The sequence below is a fragment of the Albibacillus kandeliae genome, assembly GCF_003116585.1.
Lineage (GTDB): Bacteria > Pseudomonadota > Alphaproteobacteria > Rhodobacterales > Rhodobacteraceae > Albibacillus > Albibacillus kandeliae.
In genome coordinates, this window is the sequence record NZ_QEHM01000012.1 from 20,499 (window position 1) to 36,483 (window position 15,985).

17 protein-coding genes are annotated in these 15,985 nt (G+C 66.6%); 2 read left to right on the forward strand and 15 right to left on the reverse strand.

The window, feature by feature from the left end; translation table 11 throughout:
• Positions 1–200 precede the first annotated feature (200 nt).
• Entirely contained in the window at positions 201–980 is a 780-nt protein-coding gene (locus DDT93_RS23225) for an IclR family transcriptional regulator (protein WP_109468305.1), read from the forward strand.
• Positions 981–999: 19 nt separating this feature from the next.
• Here the strand turns inward: DDT93_RS23225 and DDT93_RS23230 are convergent, their stop codons facing one another.
• The 13 genes from DDT93_RS23230 to DDT93_RS23290 form a co-directional block, all read right to left on the reverse strand.
• Positions 1,000–1,929, reverse strand: coding sequence for a branched-chain amino acid ABC transporter permease (locus tag DDT93_RS23230; RefSeq protein ID WP_109468306.1), 930 nt, complete (start codon positions 1,927–1,929; stop codon positions 1,000–1,002).
• Positions 1,929–2,810, reverse strand: coding sequence for a branched-chain amino acid ABC transporter permease (locus DDT93_RS23235; protein ID WP_109468307.1), 882 nt, complete (start codon positions 2,808–2,810; stop codon positions 1,929–1,931). The genes DDT93_RS23230 and DDT93_RS23235 overlap by 1 nt, the downstream gene beginning before the upstream one ends.
• 2 nt (positions 2,811–2,812) lie before the next feature.
• Positions 2,813–3,529, reverse strand: coding sequence for an ABC transporter ATP-binding protein (locus tag DDT93_RS23240; RefSeq protein ID WP_109468308.1), 717 nt, complete (start codon positions 3,527–3,529; stop codon positions 2,813–2,815).
• Entirely contained in the window at positions 3,522–4,286 is a 765-nt protein-coding gene (locus DDT93_RS23245) for an ABC transporter ATP-binding protein (protein WP_109468309.1), read from the reverse strand. The genes DDT93_RS23240 and DDT93_RS23245 overlap by 8 nt, the downstream gene beginning before the upstream one ends.
• A 26-nt stretch (positions 4,287–4,312) precedes the next feature.
• Positions 4,313–5,476: an acyl-CoA dehydrogenase family protein gene (locus DDT93_RS23250; protein WP_109468310.1), complete on the reverse strand. Its 1,164-nt coding sequence runs from the start codon at positions 5,474–5,476 to the stop codon at positions 4,313–4,315.
• Positions 5,476–6,255: an enoyl-CoA hydratase/isomerase family protein gene (locus DDT93_RS23255; protein WP_109468311.1), complete on the reverse strand. Its 780-nt coding sequence runs from the start codon at positions 6,253–6,255 to the stop codon at positions 5,476–5,478. The genes DDT93_RS23250 and DDT93_RS23255 overlap by 1 nt, the downstream gene beginning before the upstream one ends.
• An 11-nt stretch (positions 6,256–6,266) precedes the next feature.
• Positions 6,267–7,394 carry an acyl-CoA dehydrogenase family protein gene (locus tag DDT93_RS23260; protein ID WP_109468428.1) on the reverse strand — a complete coding sequence of 376 codons (1,128 nt, stop codon included), beginning with the start codon at positions 7,392–7,394 and terminating at the stop codon, positions 6,267–6,269.
• Between the two features lie 20 nt (positions 7,395–7,414).
• Positions 7,415–9,046 (reverse strand): long-chain fatty acid--CoA ligase, encoded by a 1,632-nt coding sequence (locus DDT93_RS23265; protein WP_109468312.1) that lies wholly within the window; start codon positions 9,044–9,046, stop codon positions 7,415–7,417.
• A gap of 297 nt (positions 9,047–9,343) precedes the next feature.
• Positions 9,344–10,309 (reverse strand): pirin family protein, encoded by a 966-nt coding sequence (locus tag DDT93_RS23270; protein WP_109468313.1) that lies wholly within the window; start codon positions 10,307–10,309, stop codon positions 9,344–9,346.
• A gap of 42 nt (positions 10,310–10,351) precedes the next feature.
• Positions 10,352–10,651, reverse strand: coding sequence for a GNAT family N-acetyltransferase (locus DDT93_RS23275; protein ID WP_109468314.1), 300 nt, complete (start codon positions 10,649–10,651; stop codon positions 10,352–10,354).
• A gap of 69 nt (positions 10,652–10,720) precedes the next feature.
• A complete protein-coding gene (locus DDT93_RS23280) occupies positions 10,721–11,431 on the reverse strand; it encodes a pirin family protein (RefSeq protein ID WP_109468315.1) in 711 nt (236 codons plus the stop codon).
• A gap of 15 nt (positions 11,432–11,446) precedes the next feature.
• Positions 11,447–12,055 (reverse strand): alpha/beta hydrolase, encoded by a 609-nt coding sequence (locus tag DDT93_RS23285; protein ID WP_109468316.1) that lies wholly within the window; start codon positions 12,053–12,055, stop codon positions 11,447–11,449.
• Positions 12,056–12,081: 26 nt separating this feature from the next.
• A complete protein-coding gene (locus DDT93_RS23290) occupies positions 12,082–13,014 on the reverse strand; it encodes a VOC family protein (protein WP_109468317.1) in 933 nt (310 codons plus the stop codon).
• Between the two features lie 207 nt (positions 13,015–13,221).
• Between DDT93_RS23290 and DDT93_RS23295 the strand changes: the two genes are divergently transcribed.
• On the forward strand, positions 13,222–14,136 hold the full coding sequence (locus DDT93_RS23295; RefSeq protein WP_109468318.1) for a LysR family transcriptional regulator: 915 nt from the start codon (positions 13,222–13,224) through the stop codon (positions 14,134–14,136).
• A gap of 99 nt (positions 14,137–14,235) precedes the next feature.
• Here the strand turns inward: DDT93_RS23295 and DDT93_RS23300 are convergent, their stop codons facing one another.
• Entirely contained in the window at positions 14,236–14,697 is a 462-nt protein-coding gene (locus tag DDT93_RS23300) for a flavodoxin domain-containing protein (protein WP_109468319.1), read from the reverse strand.
• Positions 14,694–15,977, reverse strand: a complete 1,284-nt coding sequence (locus DDT93_RS23305) for an FAD-dependent oxidoreductase (protein ID WP_109468320.1) — start codon at positions 15,975–15,977, stop codon at positions 14,694–14,696. Before DDT93_RS23305 ends, DDT93_RS23300 begins: the two co-directional genes overlap by 4 nt.
• Between the last annotated feature and the right edge of the window lie 8 nt (positions 15,978–15,985).

Genomic DNA, 15,985 nt, shown 5'->3' on the forward strand with positions numbered 1-15,985 from the left:
AGTGATCCGGTTATCCGGCGGGGTGTCCCGAATGGCGGGACGGCCCCTGTTCTCCTCCGGCCGCGACTCCCGTTCTCCTCTGAACGGATCCCCTCGCGGCGCTGTAGCCGGAGTGTGTCACGTCGCGCTGTGCAAACAAACTTTTTTCGGTATATGTAGGCAAGTTTCACATCTCTGAAAAAGCTTATGGAGGGAGGCCGATGAGCGACGACAAGGTGAAATCCGCGGCCAGGGCCTTTGAGATCCTTGAGTATTTCCGGCTCTCGCGCCAACCGCGCTCGATGTCCGAGATCGCCACGGCCCTCGGGTATCCCCTCTCCAGCTCCACCGTGCTGCTGAAGACGCTGGTGAAGCTCGGCTACCTCAACTACGAGCGGCGCGCGCGGGTGTACTTCCCGACCACCAAGGTCACCGGACTCGGGGAATGGATCCCGCGCACCCTGTTCGGCTCCGGGCAGGTGCTGGACGCGATGAAGGACGTCCATGCCGCCACCGGCGAGGGCGTGTTCCTCGGGGCCAAGAACGATGTCTACCTGCAGTACATCCAGACAATGCCCTCGATCCACGCGCTGCGGTTCCACATCGAGGAGAGCACCATCCGGCCGATCACCCAGTCCGTGGCCGGGTTGGTGCTGCTGGCGACGCTGCCTGCCGACAAGCTGGAGAACACCGTGCGCCGCGCCAATATCGCGACCTCGCGCACGGGCGACCGGGTCAAGCTGGCGGACGTCGTCGAGAAGGTCGAGGAAATCAGGCGGCAGGGCTACGGCTATGTCGAGAACATCCCCTTCGACGGCGGCGCGACCTTCGCCATGATGCTGCCGGTGCTGGTTCAGGGGCAGCCCATCGTGCTGGCCATCGGCGGGGTGGCCGACCGGTTCCGCAAGAACCACGACAGGTACCTTCAGGCCCTGCGCAAGGCGGTCCGCTCGGTGCGCACGGACCCCGATTTCGACCAGCCGGTCCAGATCGAGCTCTGAGCGCACCGCCGGCACCCGCCTAGTCTGCCTTGCGCTCGCGCAGGCGCCGGATCAGGGCGCCTGCCTCTCCCACCACGCCCCGGCGGAAGAAGAGGATCACGAGGATCAGGATGACGCCCTGCGCGATCAGGGCCCATTCGCCGAACTTGGCGAGTTCGTCGTTCATCGCGATGACGATGGCCGCGCCGACCATCGGCCCCGACAGGGTGCCGAGCCCGCCGAGCAGGGTCATCAGGATCACCTCGCCCGAAACGGTCCAGCTGACGTCGGTCAGGGTGGCGAACTGGAACACCGTCGCCTTCATCCCGCCCGCGAGACCGGCGACGAAGGCCGAGATGGTCATCGCCATGATCTTGAAGCGCTCGGGCCGGAAGCCGAGGGATTCCACGCGATCCTCCTTGTCGCGGATGGCGCGGAGGATCTCGCCGAAGGGCGAATGTATGACACGGTAGCAGAACAGGATCGCCAGCACCGTGATCGCGAGGATCACGTAGTAGAAGCTGAAGCTGTCCGACGCGTCGATCACCCCGAACAGCTTGGAGCGCGGAATGCCCTGCATCCCGTTCTCGCCGCCGGTGAACTCCGCGCGCAGCAGGGCAAAATAGACGAACTGCGCGAAGGCGAAGGTGATCATCGCGAACTGGATGCCCGACCGGCGCACCGCGACGAAGCCGACAAAGGCGCCCAGCACGGCCGAGACCAGCGCCCCGGCGAGAATGCCCAGTTCGAGCGAAACCCCGGTGGTCTTGAGCACGTAGCCGGTCACGTAGGCGGAGAGCCCGAGGAACATGGCCTGTCCGAAGCAGAGCAGGCCGACGTACCCCAGCAGCAGGTTGAACGACGTGGCGAAGACGACGAAGCAGAGGATCGACATCAACAGCACGGGATAGACGAAGAACGGCAGAGCCAGCGCGACGACGGCGGCGATCAGGATCAGGGCCCAGCGCATCAGGATTTCTCCGTTCCGGAAAACAGCCCGCTCGGGCGGAAGATCAGGGCCAGCAGCATTATGAAGAAGATCACAAGGTTGGCGGCCTCGGGGTAGAACACTTTGGTCAGCCCCTCGACGATGCCGAGGGTGTAGCCGGTCAGGATGGCACCCGCGATCGAGCCCATCCCGCCGATCACGACGACGGCAAAGATGGTGATCATCAGGCTCGACCCCATCGAGGGCGAGACCTGATAGATCGGCGCGGCCAGCACACCGGAGAGCCCGGCGAGACCGACCCCGAACCCGTAGGTCAGGGTCATCATGCGCGGCACGTTGATGCCAAAGCTCTCGACCACCTCGGGCGATTCATTGGCCGCGCGCAGGTAGGCGCCCAGCTTGGTATGCTCGATCAGCAGCCAGGTCGCGAGGCAGGTCACGACCGAGAACACGACGACCCAGAGCCGATACCACGGCATGAACATGAACCCGAGGTTCACGCCCCCCGGCAGCGGCGAGCTGTAGGGCAGCCCGGTGGAACCGTATTGCTGGCGGATCAGCCCCTCGATCACCAGCGTCGCGGCGTAGGTGACCAACAGCGAGTAGAGGTGATCGAGGTTGGCAATCGGTTTCAGGATCAATCGCTCCATCGCGATGCCGAAGATCGCCACCACCAACGGGGCGAGGATCAGGGCGCCCCAGTAGGGAACGCCGAAGGTGCTGAGCAGGAGCCAGGCCACGAAGGCGCCCAGCATGTACTGGGCCCCGTGCGCAAAGTTCACCACGTGCATGAGGCCGAAGATGATCGCCAGCCCCATGGCGAGCATGGCGTAGAACGAGCCGTTGATGACCCCGATCAGTAGCTGCCCGAACAGGAGCTGGGGCGTGATGCCGTCGAACATTGTCACACTCCCAGGTAGGTCTTGACGCGGTCCATGTCGGCCGCGAGGTCTTCGTTGCTGAGCTGGTCCACGACCGCCCCGTGCTCGATCACCACGTGCCGGTCGGCGACCGAACGGGCAAAGTTCAGGTTCTGCTCGACCAACAGGATGGTGTAGCCCTGCGCCTTGAGCCGGCGCAGTTGGGCCCCGATCTCCTTGACGATCACCGGGGCGAGGCCCTCGCTGGGTTCGTCGAGCAGGAGGAAGCGGCAGCCGTTGCGCAGGATGCGGGCGATGGCCAGCATCTGCTGCTCGCCGCCTGACAGGCTGGTGCCCCGCGACCCGGCCCGGGCGCGCAGGTTGGGAAAGGCCTTGAGCAGTTCCTCGTCGCTCATCCCGCCGGATTTCAGGTGGGGCGGCAGGGTCAGGTTCTCGCGCACCGAGAGGGACGAGAAGATGCCCCGCTCCTCCGGGCAATAGGCCAGCCCCAGCCGGGCGATCTGAAAGGTGCGGCGACCAATCAGCTCGTTCCCCTCGAAGCGGATCGAGCCCTTGCGGTTCTTGACGATGCCCATGATCGACCGCAGCGTCGTGGTCTTGCCCGCGCCGTTGCGCCCGATCAGGGTAACCAGTTCGCCGGGGCGGACGTCGAAGGTGACCCCCTGCAGCGCCTGGCTCTCGGCGTACCAAGCGCGCAGGTCCCTGACCTCCAGCAGTGGTGCCGTGGTATCGTCAAGCATCCTCTACCCCTCCCATGTAGGCGGCGATCACCCGTTCGTCGGACGAGACCTCGCCATAGGTGCCCTCCATCAGGACCTGCCCGCCCTGCAGCACCGTGATCCGGTCCGACAGGGTCGAGACGACCGAGAGGTTGTGCTCCACGATGACGATGGTCCGCCCGGCCGAGACCTTGCGGATCAGCTGCGTGATCGGTTCGATATCCTCGTGCCCCATGCCCGCCGTCGGTTCGTCCAGCAGCATGACCTTGGGATCCAGCGCCAGCGTGGTGGCGATCTCGAGCGCCCGCTTGCGCCCGTAGGACAGTTCGGCGGCCTTCAGGTGGGGCACGTCGGCGAGCCCCACGTCGGCCAGCAGCTCCATCGCCCGCGCGTCGAGGTTGTAGATCGACGAGATCGGGCTCCAGAAACGGTAGGCATGGCCGTGCTTGGATTGCAGCGCGACGCGCACGTTCTCCAGCACCGTCATGTCGGTGAAGGTGGCCGAGATCTGGAACGACCGCACCATCCCGCGCCGCGCCACCTCGCTGGTGCGCAGTGCCGAGATGTCCTCGCCGTTCAGCAGGATCTGCCCGGTGGAAGGTTGCAGCGTCTTGGTCAGCAGGTTGAAGCAGGTGGTCTTGCCTGCCCCGTTCGGCCCGATCAGCGCGTGGATCGACCCCTGCGGGATCTTCAGATCCACGTCCTTGACCGCCCAGAACGCTCCGAACTGCTTGCCGATCCCGCGCGCTTCGAGCGCGTAGTCCCTGTTTTCGGCCATGTCTCCTCCCCTCCCGGCTGCCCGTCTCAGGACGGCAGTCCCAGAACTCCCTTGGCCAGCACTCCGCGCTGGACTTCGTTGGACCCGCCAAAGATCGCGGGGGCCCGGCTGTCGAGGTAGAGGTTCATCGCGTCTACCTCGCCCTCCGCCGTCTGCAGGTCATCCCACAGCCGCGCTTCCTCGCCCGCCACCGTCAGCATTTCCTCGGTGATCCGCTGGTAGAGCTCGGAGCAGAAGATCTTCAGCACCGAGACGTCCGGCCCGAGATCGCCCCCGGCCCGCAGCACCCGCGCGAAACGTTCGAAGGCGGAGCCGAGGTCGTAGAGGTCGAGCCGCAGCCTGGCGTAACGCGCCACGAAACCCGGATCGTCAAAGGCGCCCCGGTCCTCGGCCAGCCGCTCCAGCCGCTTGATCGCGTATTCCGGGCGCGAGGGCGCGCCGAGGAAGATGCGTTCGTGCCCGAGCACCGCCTTGGCGAGCGCCCAGCCCTGGTCGACCTCGCCCACCACATTGGCGGCGGGCACGCGGACGTTGTCGAAGAAGACCTCGCAGAAGTCCGTCTCCTGCCGCAGGTTCGGGATCGGGCGCACGGTGACGCCCGGGTCGGTCATGTCGACCAGCAGCACGGTGATCCCGTTCTGCCGCTTCGGCCCGTCGTTGCTGGTGCGGGTCAGCAACAGAATCCAGTTGGCGCAATGGGCCAGCGTGGTCCAGATCTTCTGGCCGTTGACGATGAAGTCGTCGCCCTCCCGCACCGCCGAGGTCTTGAGGCTGGCAAGGTCCGAGCCCGCGTTCGGTTCGGAGTAGCCCTGGCACCAGACATGCTCGCCCGTCAGGATGCGCGGCAGGAAGAAGTCCTTCTGCGCTTGCGTTCCGTAGCGGATCAGCAGCGGCCCGGTCAGGCCGATGCCGTGATCGGGAATGCGCGGGCAGCCGAGCCGCGCCCATTCCTCGACGTAGACGATATGCTTGGCCGCATCGAGGCCCATGCCCCCGTATTCCTGCGGCCAGACCGGCGACAGCCAGCCCTTGTCGGCGAGGCGGTGATACCAGACCGCCACCTCGTCAAAGACCGGGCGCTGCTTGCGCATGAAGCGCAGGTCGGCCGGGCAGTTCTGCTCGACCCAGTCCCGAAAGATCGCCCGGAAGTCCTCGTCGGTGAGGGCATTCCAGTCCTGCTGCTCAGGCATCACACTTCATCCGAGAAAACGGCGGGACGCTTTTCGAGGAAGGCGGCCATCGCCTCCTTGCTGTCCGCGTGGTGGGTCATCTCGACGGTCAGGTTCTGCTCGAACCGGTAGCCGTCCTTCAGGCCCATGGTCTCGACCGTGTTCAGCGCGCGCTTGGCGAGCTTGATGGCGGTCGGCGACTTGGAGGCCATGTTGCGCGCCATCTCCATGGCGGTGTCCATCAGCTCCTCGGGCTCGACGCAGGCCTCGATCAGGCCGCGGCGGTAGAGTTCCTCGGCGGGGACGCGGTAGCCGGTCAGCACCATGCGGCGGGTCAGGCCGATGGGGAACACGCGCATGGTGTGGCGCACGCCGCCCATCAGGCCGATGTCGATCTCGGGCAGGCCGAAGACCGCCTTGGTCGAGGCCACGATGATGTCCGAACAGATCGCCAGCCCCATGCCCGCGCCCAGCGCCGGGCCGTTCACGGCGGCGATGACCGGAATGTTCATCTCCATGATGACGAAGCCCACCTCGCGCGCCCGGCGCAGGTGGCGGTTGATGTCGCCCGGCGCCCATTCGCTCTGCTTCGCGCGGCCTTTGATGTCGGCCCCGGCCGAGAAGCACTTGCCGTTGCCCGTCAGCACGACGCAGCGCACGCCCTTGGTGTGGTTCAGTTCGTCGAAGACCGCGATCAGCTCTTCCATGAACTCCTTGGACTGGGCGTTCACCGGCGGCGCGTCGAGCGTGACGACCGCGATGTGATTCTCGATCTTGGTCTTGACCAGGTTGTTTTCCATGGGGAGTCCTTTCAGGCTGCGGCGCGTTCGCGCGCCACGAATTGCAGGCGCAGCTCTTCGGGCTGGCCCAGGGTTGCGTTCAGTGCCACCGCGCGCTTCATGTAGAGGCCGATGTCGCAGTCGTCGGTGAAGCCCATGGCGCCATGCAGGTGGATGGCGCGGCGGGTGATGGTCACGGCGGCATCACCAGCCCGCGCCTTGGCGGCGAGAATGGCGAGGTCGCCCGCGCGACCGCCCTCTTCCGTGCAGGTCTCGACCGCGTTCACGACCGAGGCATTGGCGAACTCGGCGTCGGACCACATGTCGACCAGCCGGTGCTGCACCACCTGGAAGGCGGCGATGGCGCGGCCGAACTGCACCCGGTCGCGGGTATAGGCCACGGTCTGCTCGATGGCGCGGGTGGCGATACCCGCCATCTCGGCGGCGAGCGCGAGGCGCGTCACCGCAATCGCCTTTTCCAATGCCGCGCTGACCGCGTTGCCACCGGCAAGCACCTTGCCCGCCGCGACCGGCGTGGCGTCAAGCACCAGCGTCCCGAGTTGTGCGCCGTCCAACGTGGGATGAAGGCTGTGCGACAGACCGGCAGCGTCGGCAGGAACGCTCAGCAGCATGTCCTCCTGCCCGGCGCGCGCCAGCACCAGAAAGTCGGTGGCAGACCCGGCGGCAGGGACAAACTCCAGCGTGCCGCTCAGGACATAACCCTCGCCCTCCGCCCGCGCCTCGACCGGCGCCGCGGCACCGTTGCGGCCCTGCCATGCGGGCGCCACGATGGCGGCGGCGCTGACCAGCCCCTCGGCCAGCCGCGTGCGCTCGGCGCTTTCCGAGGCCTCGGTCAGCAGGGTTCCGGCAAAAACCGCCAGTTGCGCCACCGGCTCGGACACCAGCGCCCGGCCCAGCGCCTCGCTCAGCACCGCCTGTTCGGGCAGGCCAAGACCCAGCCCGCCAAGGTCCTCCGGCAGCAACAGCCCCAGCCAACCGGCCTCGGCCATCGCGGTCCAGGTTGCGCGGTCCATGTCCGCGCCGGACGACCGCCGGTTGCGAAAGGTGGAGGGGCCGTCATGGCGCGCCGCAAAGCTCGCCACGCTCTCGCGCAGCAGGGCAAGCCCGCCGTCTTCGTCGTCTAGTATCAGACCAGTCATCATGTCCTCCCCGGCGCGCGTCAGGCCGTTTCCGGCAGCACGTGATCGGCAAATTGTTTGCGAAGTTCGGTTTTCTGGATTTTTCCGGTAGCGGTATGCGGGATGGCCTCGACGAAGGCGATATCGTCGGGCAGCCACCAGCGCGCGACGTGACCGGCGAGAAACTCGCGCAGGTCCTTGGGATCGGGCCTGGCCCCGGGGCGCGGAACGACAACCAGCAAGGGGCGCTCCTGCCATTTCGGGTGGAACAGCCCGATCACCGCCGCTTCGGCCACGTCGGGATGTGCCATCGCCGCGTTTTCGAGGTCGATGGAGGAAATCCACTCGCCACCGGATTTGATCACGTCCTTGGCCCGGTCAGTGATCCGCACGTAGCCGTCGCCGTCGAGCGTCGCGATATCGCCGGTGTCGAACCATCCTTCGGCGTCGAGGCTGGATGTGCCGAGCCCGTAGTAACCCGAGGTGACCCAATGCCCCCTCACCTGCAGCTCGCCCGGCGTGGTACCGTCCTGCGGCACCACCTGTCCTTCGTCGCCGAGGTGGCGCAGTTCGACGCCAAACACGGGCCGTCCGCCGACGCATTGCATCTCGGCCCGCGCCTCCGCGTCCAGATCGGCGTGCTTCGGCAGCAGGTTGCCCACCGTCGCGACCGGGCTCGTTTCGCTCATGCCCCAGGCCTGGAACCCATATACGCCGATGGCCTCGAGGCGGCGCATCAGCGAGCGCGGAGCCGACGATCCGCCGACGACGACCCGCTTCAGGTTCAGCGCCTCGGGCCGGGCCTCGGGGGTCTGTTCGATATGGTCGAGGAAGCCGAACCACACCGTCGGCACACCCAGCGAGAAGGTGCACTGTTCGGACGCCGCGAGGTCATAGAGGCTCTTGCCGTCCAGATGCGGCCCCGGAAGAACCAGCTTGGCGCCGCACATGGCCGAGGCATAGGGAAGCCCCCAGCCGTTGACGTGGAACAGCGGGACGCAGAGCAGCGTGCTGTCGTGGCTCGACAGGGCCAGCCCGTCGACCTGGCACAGCATCATCGAGTGCAGCAGGGTCGAGCGGTGCGAATAGAGCACGCCCTTGGGGTTGCCCGTGGTGCCGGAGGTATAGCAGAGCGAGGAGGCCTCGCGCTCGTCGAACTCGGGCCAGGCGTATTGGCCCGTCTCGGCGGCGAGCAGGCTTTCGTAGCAGAGGCTGCCCTCGGGCATGGCGCCCATGTGCGCCGCGTCCGTCATCGCGATCAGGGTTTCCGCGCAGGTGAGTTCGGGGCGCAGCCGGGTAACGAGGTCGCCGAAGGTCAGGTCGAACATCAGAACCCGGGCCCCGGCATGATCGAGGATGTAAGCGATCTGTTCGGGGAAGAGCCGCGGGTTCACCGTGTGCAGGACGGCCCCGATGCCGGAGACGGCGAAGTAGAGTTCGAGGTGGCGGTGGGTGTTCCACGCCAGCGTCGCGACGCGGTCGCCCGGCTTGACGCCAAGGGCCAGCAGCGCCTGCGCGATCTTCTTGGACCGTTCGGAAATCTCTCGGTAGGTATGCCGCGTCACCGGACCTTCGCAGGTCTTCGAAACCACTTCGGCGTCAGGGTGATAGTGGCTCGCATGCTCGATCAAAGACGAAATGAGCAGCGGACGGTCCTGCATCAGACCACGCATAGAAATCTCCTCCCACGTCCGGCGGGCCTCCACTCCCTCCGGTATGGCGATTTCGCTGCGTCACCCCGTTTCTGTCAAAGAAAACCCAAATATGTATCCCACTTTCACATGTGTGAAGATGCGGCTTATGCCGGACGGCGGCGGAACACTGCCGGAAGGCAGCCCGCCGACGTGCGCGGGGACCGACGGTGCCGGGCTGGCACTGCCTTCCAGACTCAGGTGATTTTTCACCGGCAGCGCAGCGCCTTAGCGCCACGCCCGCCGGGTCCGGGCGCGCGGGCAGCGCCCGCCGCCCTGCTATTTGCGCTTGATCTTCATGCGGTCCATGTCGGGCGTGATCGGGATGAATTCCGCCTCGTCTCCCGGCGGCAGACGGAAGGGACCGCCCGCAAAGTCAGCAACCTTCCACGCCTCCTTGGCCGACTCGATGCGGTCGGGCGAGGAGGACACGAAATTCCACCAGACATAGCGCGGCCCGTTCAGCGTCTCGCCTCCGAGTGCCATCAGCCGCGCGCCCTCGGGGCCGGCGACCACCGTGATCCGGTCGCCCGGACGGAAGACCATCATGCGCCCGGCCTCGAACCGTTCCCCCGCGATCTCGACGGCACCCTGGGTCACGTAGAGGCCCCGATCCTCGTGATTGTCGGGCAAGGGAAACGGCGCGCCCGGCGCGAGGGTCACGTCGGCGTAGAAGATCTCGCTCTGCATGGTCACCGGAGAGGTCTCGCCCCATGCGTTGCCAAGGATCAAACGCGCCTCGGCGCCGTTGTCGCTGAGGAAGGGCAGCGCATTCCTGGAATGGTGCTCGAAGTCCGGCGCCATCTCCTCGCGGTCCTCGGGCAGTGCCACCCAGGTCTGGATCCCGAACAGCTTGCTGGAGTGCTTGCGGGTCTCGGCGCTGGTCCGTTCGGAATGGGTCACCCCCCTGCCCGCCAGCATCCAGTTCACCTCGCCCGGATAGATCATCTGGTGTGTGCCGATGCTGTCGCGATGCTCGAACTCGCCCTGGTAGAGGTAGGTGACCGTTCCCAGCCCGATGTGGGGGTGCGGACGCACGTCGATGCCACCCTCGGTGATGAACTCCGCCGGGCCCATCTGGTCGAAGAAGATGAAGGGTCCGACCATCTGGCGCGCGGAGGACGGCAGCGCCCGGCGGACTTCGAACCCGCCGAGATCGCGGGCGCGCGGGATGATCAGTGTCTCGATGCTGTCGAGGTTGCCCGCGTCGGGGCAATCGGGGTCGAATGTCGGGTTCCAGCTCATTCTCGGATCCTCCGTGGGTCAGCCTTGTCTGACGGGGTCATGTCACCACTGGATGACGTCGGCCCAGTCCTCACGATGCTTCTCGGCCTGCGCCCGCACATAGGGACACAGTGGCACGATCCGCTGGCCCGCGGCCCGCGCATCGGCGATCAGCCGGTCGACCAGCTGTCGCGCCACGCCCATGCCGCGCATACTATCGGGGGCGAGCGTGTGATCGGCAATGATCAGGGTGGGCGAGACCTTGGAAATCGTCAGTTCGCCTTCTTCGGCGATGCCCTCGACCCGGGCGGCATAGCGCGCCTTGGAGTCGGTGTCGGTGCGGGTGATGATGACCTCGGTCATGGCGACCTCCTGTTGAGCTATGGGGCTGGGTGGCGCGGGCCACGGGGGCCCGCTCCGGTCATCTCGCGCTCAGTTGACCCGGGCGCGGCGGCGGGTCGGCATGGTGAAGAGCAGCACCGACCCCTCGGTGTTCCAGTCGAGCCGGGTTTCCTCGCCCATGGCAAGTTGCAGCCCGTCCCCGGCGCTGACCCTTTCGCCCTCGGCATGGGCGAGGCCGTCGATGATCTGCGCAAAGACCTGCTCGCCCTCGCGGGCCACCAGTTCGGTCGTCTCGCCCTCGCCGACGCGCAGCAGGCGCAGGGTGGTGTCCGAGTGCAGCCGCACCAGCGCGCCCGAGCCCTCGGGCCCTGCCAGCAGGACATCGCCGCCCTCGGGCACCTCGGCCTGATCGTAGGAGGACGCGCCCCCGGTGGCATCGGGGATCAGCCAGATCTGGAGTACGTGAGCCGTTTCGCTGTCAGACGCGTTCCACTCGGAATGCTCCACGCCATCGCCCGCGTACATGTGCTGGATCTCGCCCGCGCCAATCTCGGCGCGGTTCCCGGCGCTGTCCTCGTGGCGGATGCGCCCGCCGAGCACGAGGGTCAGGATATCCATGTCCTCATGGCGGTGCATCGGAAAGCCCGAGTTCGGGATCAGGTGATCCTCGTTGATCACGCGCAGGTTGCCGAAGCCCATGCGCGCCGGGTCGCTGAAGCTGCCGAAGGAAAAGGTATGATGGCTGTCGAGCCAGCCGGTGCGGGTGTGGCCCCGCGTGGCCTTGTCGTGAATCAGGATCATGATCTTTCTCCTTTCCTAGGCGGTCAGCAGTCGTGCCAGCGCTCCGATCTCCGGTTCGCGCAGCTCGTGCCCGCCCTCGTGAATTTCGGTCGTTACCGAGGCGCCCTGCGCCCCGAACCAGTCGATCAGCCGCTGGCTCAGCGGCCAGGGACAGATCGGGTCGCGGCGCCCTGCGGTGATCAGGACCTCGCGATGGCCCAGCCCCTCGACCGGCTCCGGTTCCCAGGGGATCAGCGGATGCAGCAGGCCCACCCGGTCGAACAGGTCGGGGTACTGTATCACCACCGAGGCGAGGATGTTCGCCCCGTTGGAGTAGCCGAAGCCGTAGACCGGCGCGTCGGGATGGGCCGCCTTGTACGCGGCCACGAAGCCCGCCATCTTGTCGGTCGCGCGGGCGAGGTCGTTCATGTCGTAGACCCCCTCGCCCGTGCGCCGGAAGAACCGGGCCGCGCCCATTTCCGAGACATCGCCGCGCGGGCTGACCACACCGGCCTCCGGGGCCACCTGGCGGACGAAGCCGAAGAACTGGTGTTCGTCCCCGCCCGTGCCGTGAAAGGCAAAGATCAGCGGCGCGGTCGGGGCCGAGGGGGCCTGAACCTGTGCGGTATATGCGTTCAGCGACATCTCCGGTCTCCTTCTTCTTTCACCGCTCAGTTGCCGATTGCGGGCAGAAGCCCCTCGATCTGGTTGCGGTAGGGTTCGTAGCGGGTCGGCAGTTTCAGGGCCTGCCCGAGGTGGGCGGTGTCCTCGTCACGGTCGAAGCCCGGTTCGTTGGTGGCCACCTCGAAGAGGATGCCGCCGGGGGTGCGGAAGTAGATCGCCCAGAAGTAGTCGCGGTCGATCACCGGTGTCACCTGATACCCGGTATCCAGCAGGGCCTTGCGCACTTCGAGTTGCCGGGCACGATCCTCGACCGCAAAGGCGATGTGGTGCACGGACCCGGCACCCTGGGTAGCGGACTTGGCCGAGGGGATGGCCTCGATGTCGATGGTATCGGCGGCGTTCCCGCCCTCGATCACATAGCGCGTCAGATCGCCCGAGGTATCGGCCTTCTGGTAGCCCATGAAGTTCAGCAGCTCACCCGTGGCAGCGGCATCGTTCAGGCGGAACCGGGCGCCCCGGAACCCGAGGATACCGTATTCCTCCGGCACGTCGCCCCCGGTCCACGGCGTACGACCGCGCGCGTCGCTCTCGACCAGCGCAAAGCTGTCGCCGTCCGGGCCGTCAAAGCTCAGCCGCGCCTCGCCGAAGGCCTCGCTCTTTTCGAGGCCAGCCACACCGGCGGCGGTCAGGCGATCCTGCCAATAGGTCAATGCGCCCGTCGGGACCGCGAACTCGGTGATGCCGACTTCGCCGGTGCCACGACGCCCCGAGGGCATCTGGCCAAAGGGAAAGTATGTCATGACCGAACCGGGCGTTCCGATCTCGTCGCCGTAGTAGAGGTGATAGACCTCGGGCGCGTCGAAGTTCACGGTTTTCTTGACCCGGCGCAGGCCGAGCACGTTGGTGAAGAAGGCGTTGTTCTCGCTCGCATCCGCAGCCATCGAGGTGACGTGGTGCAGGCCCTTGATATCCTTGATCATGATGTTGGCCTTTCAGGTCGGTGTTTCGTTGACTGGAAGTTAGGCGCTCTTTGCCTCCCGCAGAATACACGCATTGCACCATTCACTATTGCGATCAGCGCAATAATAACCGCGAAATCCAGCTGACAACGTGGAAACGGGCGCCGATACTAGGCATATGGCGCGTCAGTGGGAACGCTCAAGGGCCGGTGTGAGGGGACAGAACAGATGGCAGGACAGATCGAGCGCATCCGGGTCTTCGTGCGCGTCGCGCGTGTCAGCAGCTTTGCCGAGGCCGCGCGCGAACTGAACGTGAGCCGCTCCATCGTCACCCGCTATGTTGGCGAACTGGAGGACGAACTGGGGGTACAACTGCTGGTGCGCACGACGCGGCAGGTTTCGCTGACGGCGGCGGGCCAGATCTACCTCGAGCGGATGGAACCGCTGCTGCAGGAGCTCGACCGCGCCAGCGACCTCGTCAAGCAGCAGCAGGGCACGCTGGCCGGAGACCTGCGGATCAGCGCACCGGTCTCGTTCGGGCAGCGCTTCCTGCCCGAGATCTTCACCGAGTTCTGCACGCTCTACCCGGGGATGCGGATCCGGGCCGAGATGTCGGACCGCTTTGTCGACATCATCGGCGAGGAATTCGACATGGCGCTTCGTATCTCCGGCCCGCCGTCCGACGTCTCGACCATCTGGCGCAAGATCGCCGAGGTGCCCCGCGCGCTGGTGGCCAGCCCCGCCTACCTCGACCAGCGCGGCGCGCCGCTGCGGCCCGAGGACCTGAGAGAGCATTCGGTGCTGGGCTACAGCCATTTCGCCGGGGGCGGACACTGGCAGATGACCCATGCCGATACCGGCGAACAGGTGTCCCTGAGCCTGAGCTACCCCTTCGAGACCAACAGTGGCGAGGTGATCGTGGATATGGCGCTGCGCGGAGGCGGGATGGCACTGCTGCCGAACTTCATGCTGTCCGAGCATCTGCGGTCGGGCGCGCTGGTCGCGCTGCTGACCGACTGGCATCTGCCCGAGATCTGGCTGACCGCCTACTACCCGCCCTACGATACGCTGCCAGCCAAGGTCTCGGCCTTTTCGGGCTTCGTGGAGGAATCGGTGCTGGGAGACCCGGACCTGTTGTGCTGACTAAACGGCCCGGCGTCTGAACGCCGGGCCTTGCCGTGATTGCTCGTTATCTGCGGAGTACCACGGGGCGCCAGACGGCGCCATGCAGCGGCAATGGCCTCAGGCCGCGTCCGAGAGCGCCTCGACCTCGGCCACGCGCTCCTCGAACCACGGGAAGGCGAGGTCCTCGGCAAGGTCGCCGCCCTGCGCGTCGTGGATCAGGCGCGGGCCGACCTGCTCGGCCTTGTGCTTGACCAGCATGTCCGCCAGTTGCTCGGAGCCGTGTCCGAAGGTTTCGTAATCGCTGTCCCCCAGTCCGAAGATCGCGAAACGCAGGCCGGAGAGATCCGTGTCGGAGGCCCCCAGCGCTTCGGCGAAGGGCTTGGCCGAGGCGGGAAGTTCGCCGTCGCCGTAGCTGGAGCAGAGGAAGACGTGGAACACGGTCAGGTCCAGGTCTTCAGGCGCGACGTCGGAAAGGTTCTTGACCTCGATCTCGTGGTCGCTGCCGAACTCGCTCTCGAGGTCCTCGCTGAGCATCTCGGTATTGCCGGTCTCGGTACCGTAGAGGATGGTGATCTTCATGAAGGGGTCTCCGTTTCGTTCAGGGCCAGGGCCAGCATGTCCCGGCGGCTGCGAAGTTTGCTGCGGACGCGACCCTCGCTGACGGTCGCGCGTTCGTGTTCGTCAATGCGTTGCCATGCGGCATAGTCGGTAAGCCGGTCAAAGCGGGCCTGCAGCGCCGCCCGGCCGGGTTTGTCGCTGGCGGCAAGGCTGGCGAGATCCTCGACGATGGCAGCGGCCACCGCCTGCGAGTCGGCGCGGTTCTCGGGAATGGTGCCGCGCGGTCCGCGGCGGAACCAGCCTGCCGCGTAGAGCCCGGGTGCCAGCCTGCCGCTGTCGATATCTGTGGCCCCGGCGACAAGGTCGGCCCGTCCAAGCCGGGCATCGTCGCAAAAGCCGATGGCAGTTATCACGGTGTCGCTCGGGAGGTCCAGAGCCTCGGATCCGTCGGCCCGGGTGAAATGCGCACTGGTGAGCTTGCCCCCTGCCCCGACAAGTCGCACGGGCGACCAGCCGAAGCGGAAGGACACCGTGCAGCGGGCGTCGTCCGGGGCGATCCCGGCCAGAGTCGCGAGGGCCTGCAGGCGGGTGTTGTCGGCCTCGGCCCCGGCGCTCAGTTGCAGGTCGGCGATCTCGAAACGCAGACGGGCACTCTTGCCGATCTCCTTGACCATGACGGGGTCGAACTTGGCCATATGCGCGGGCGAGCGGCCGATGACCTCGATCCGCTCGATACCCGCCGCCGCGATGCGCTCGGCGTGATGGGTGCCGAAGTCGGAGCCTTCGAACTCGCCTTCGCCCTTGGAGAGGATGCGCACGATGTCCATCGCGACATTGCCGTTGCCGATGACCGTCACCGTCTTGCCGGTCTTGGCGGGCGGCAGGTCGTGGCTGTCGGGGTGGTCGTTCCATGCGCGGGTCAGGGCGCCCGAGCCGATCACGCCCTCAAGCTCCTCGCCCTCGATCCCCAGCTTCTGGTCGGTGGGCAGGCCGGTCGCCAGCACCACCACGTCGTACAGCTCCCGCAGCTCCGCGAGGGTGATTTCGCCCCCATGATCGCCGGTGCACACATCGAGGTTGCCGATGAAGGTCACGCCCTGCCGCTCGAACAGGCGCGCGAACTGCCGCGCCACCCCCTTGGTGCCCTGATGATCGGGCGCGACGCCGTAGCGAACCAGCCCGTAAGGCACCGGCAGGCGGTCGATGATATCGACCTCCAGCGCGTCGTCGAGCTTGAGCAGCGACTGCGCGAGGTAGCAGCCGGACGGCCCGGCCCCGAGGATGGCGATCTTGTGCGGCATGCGGATCT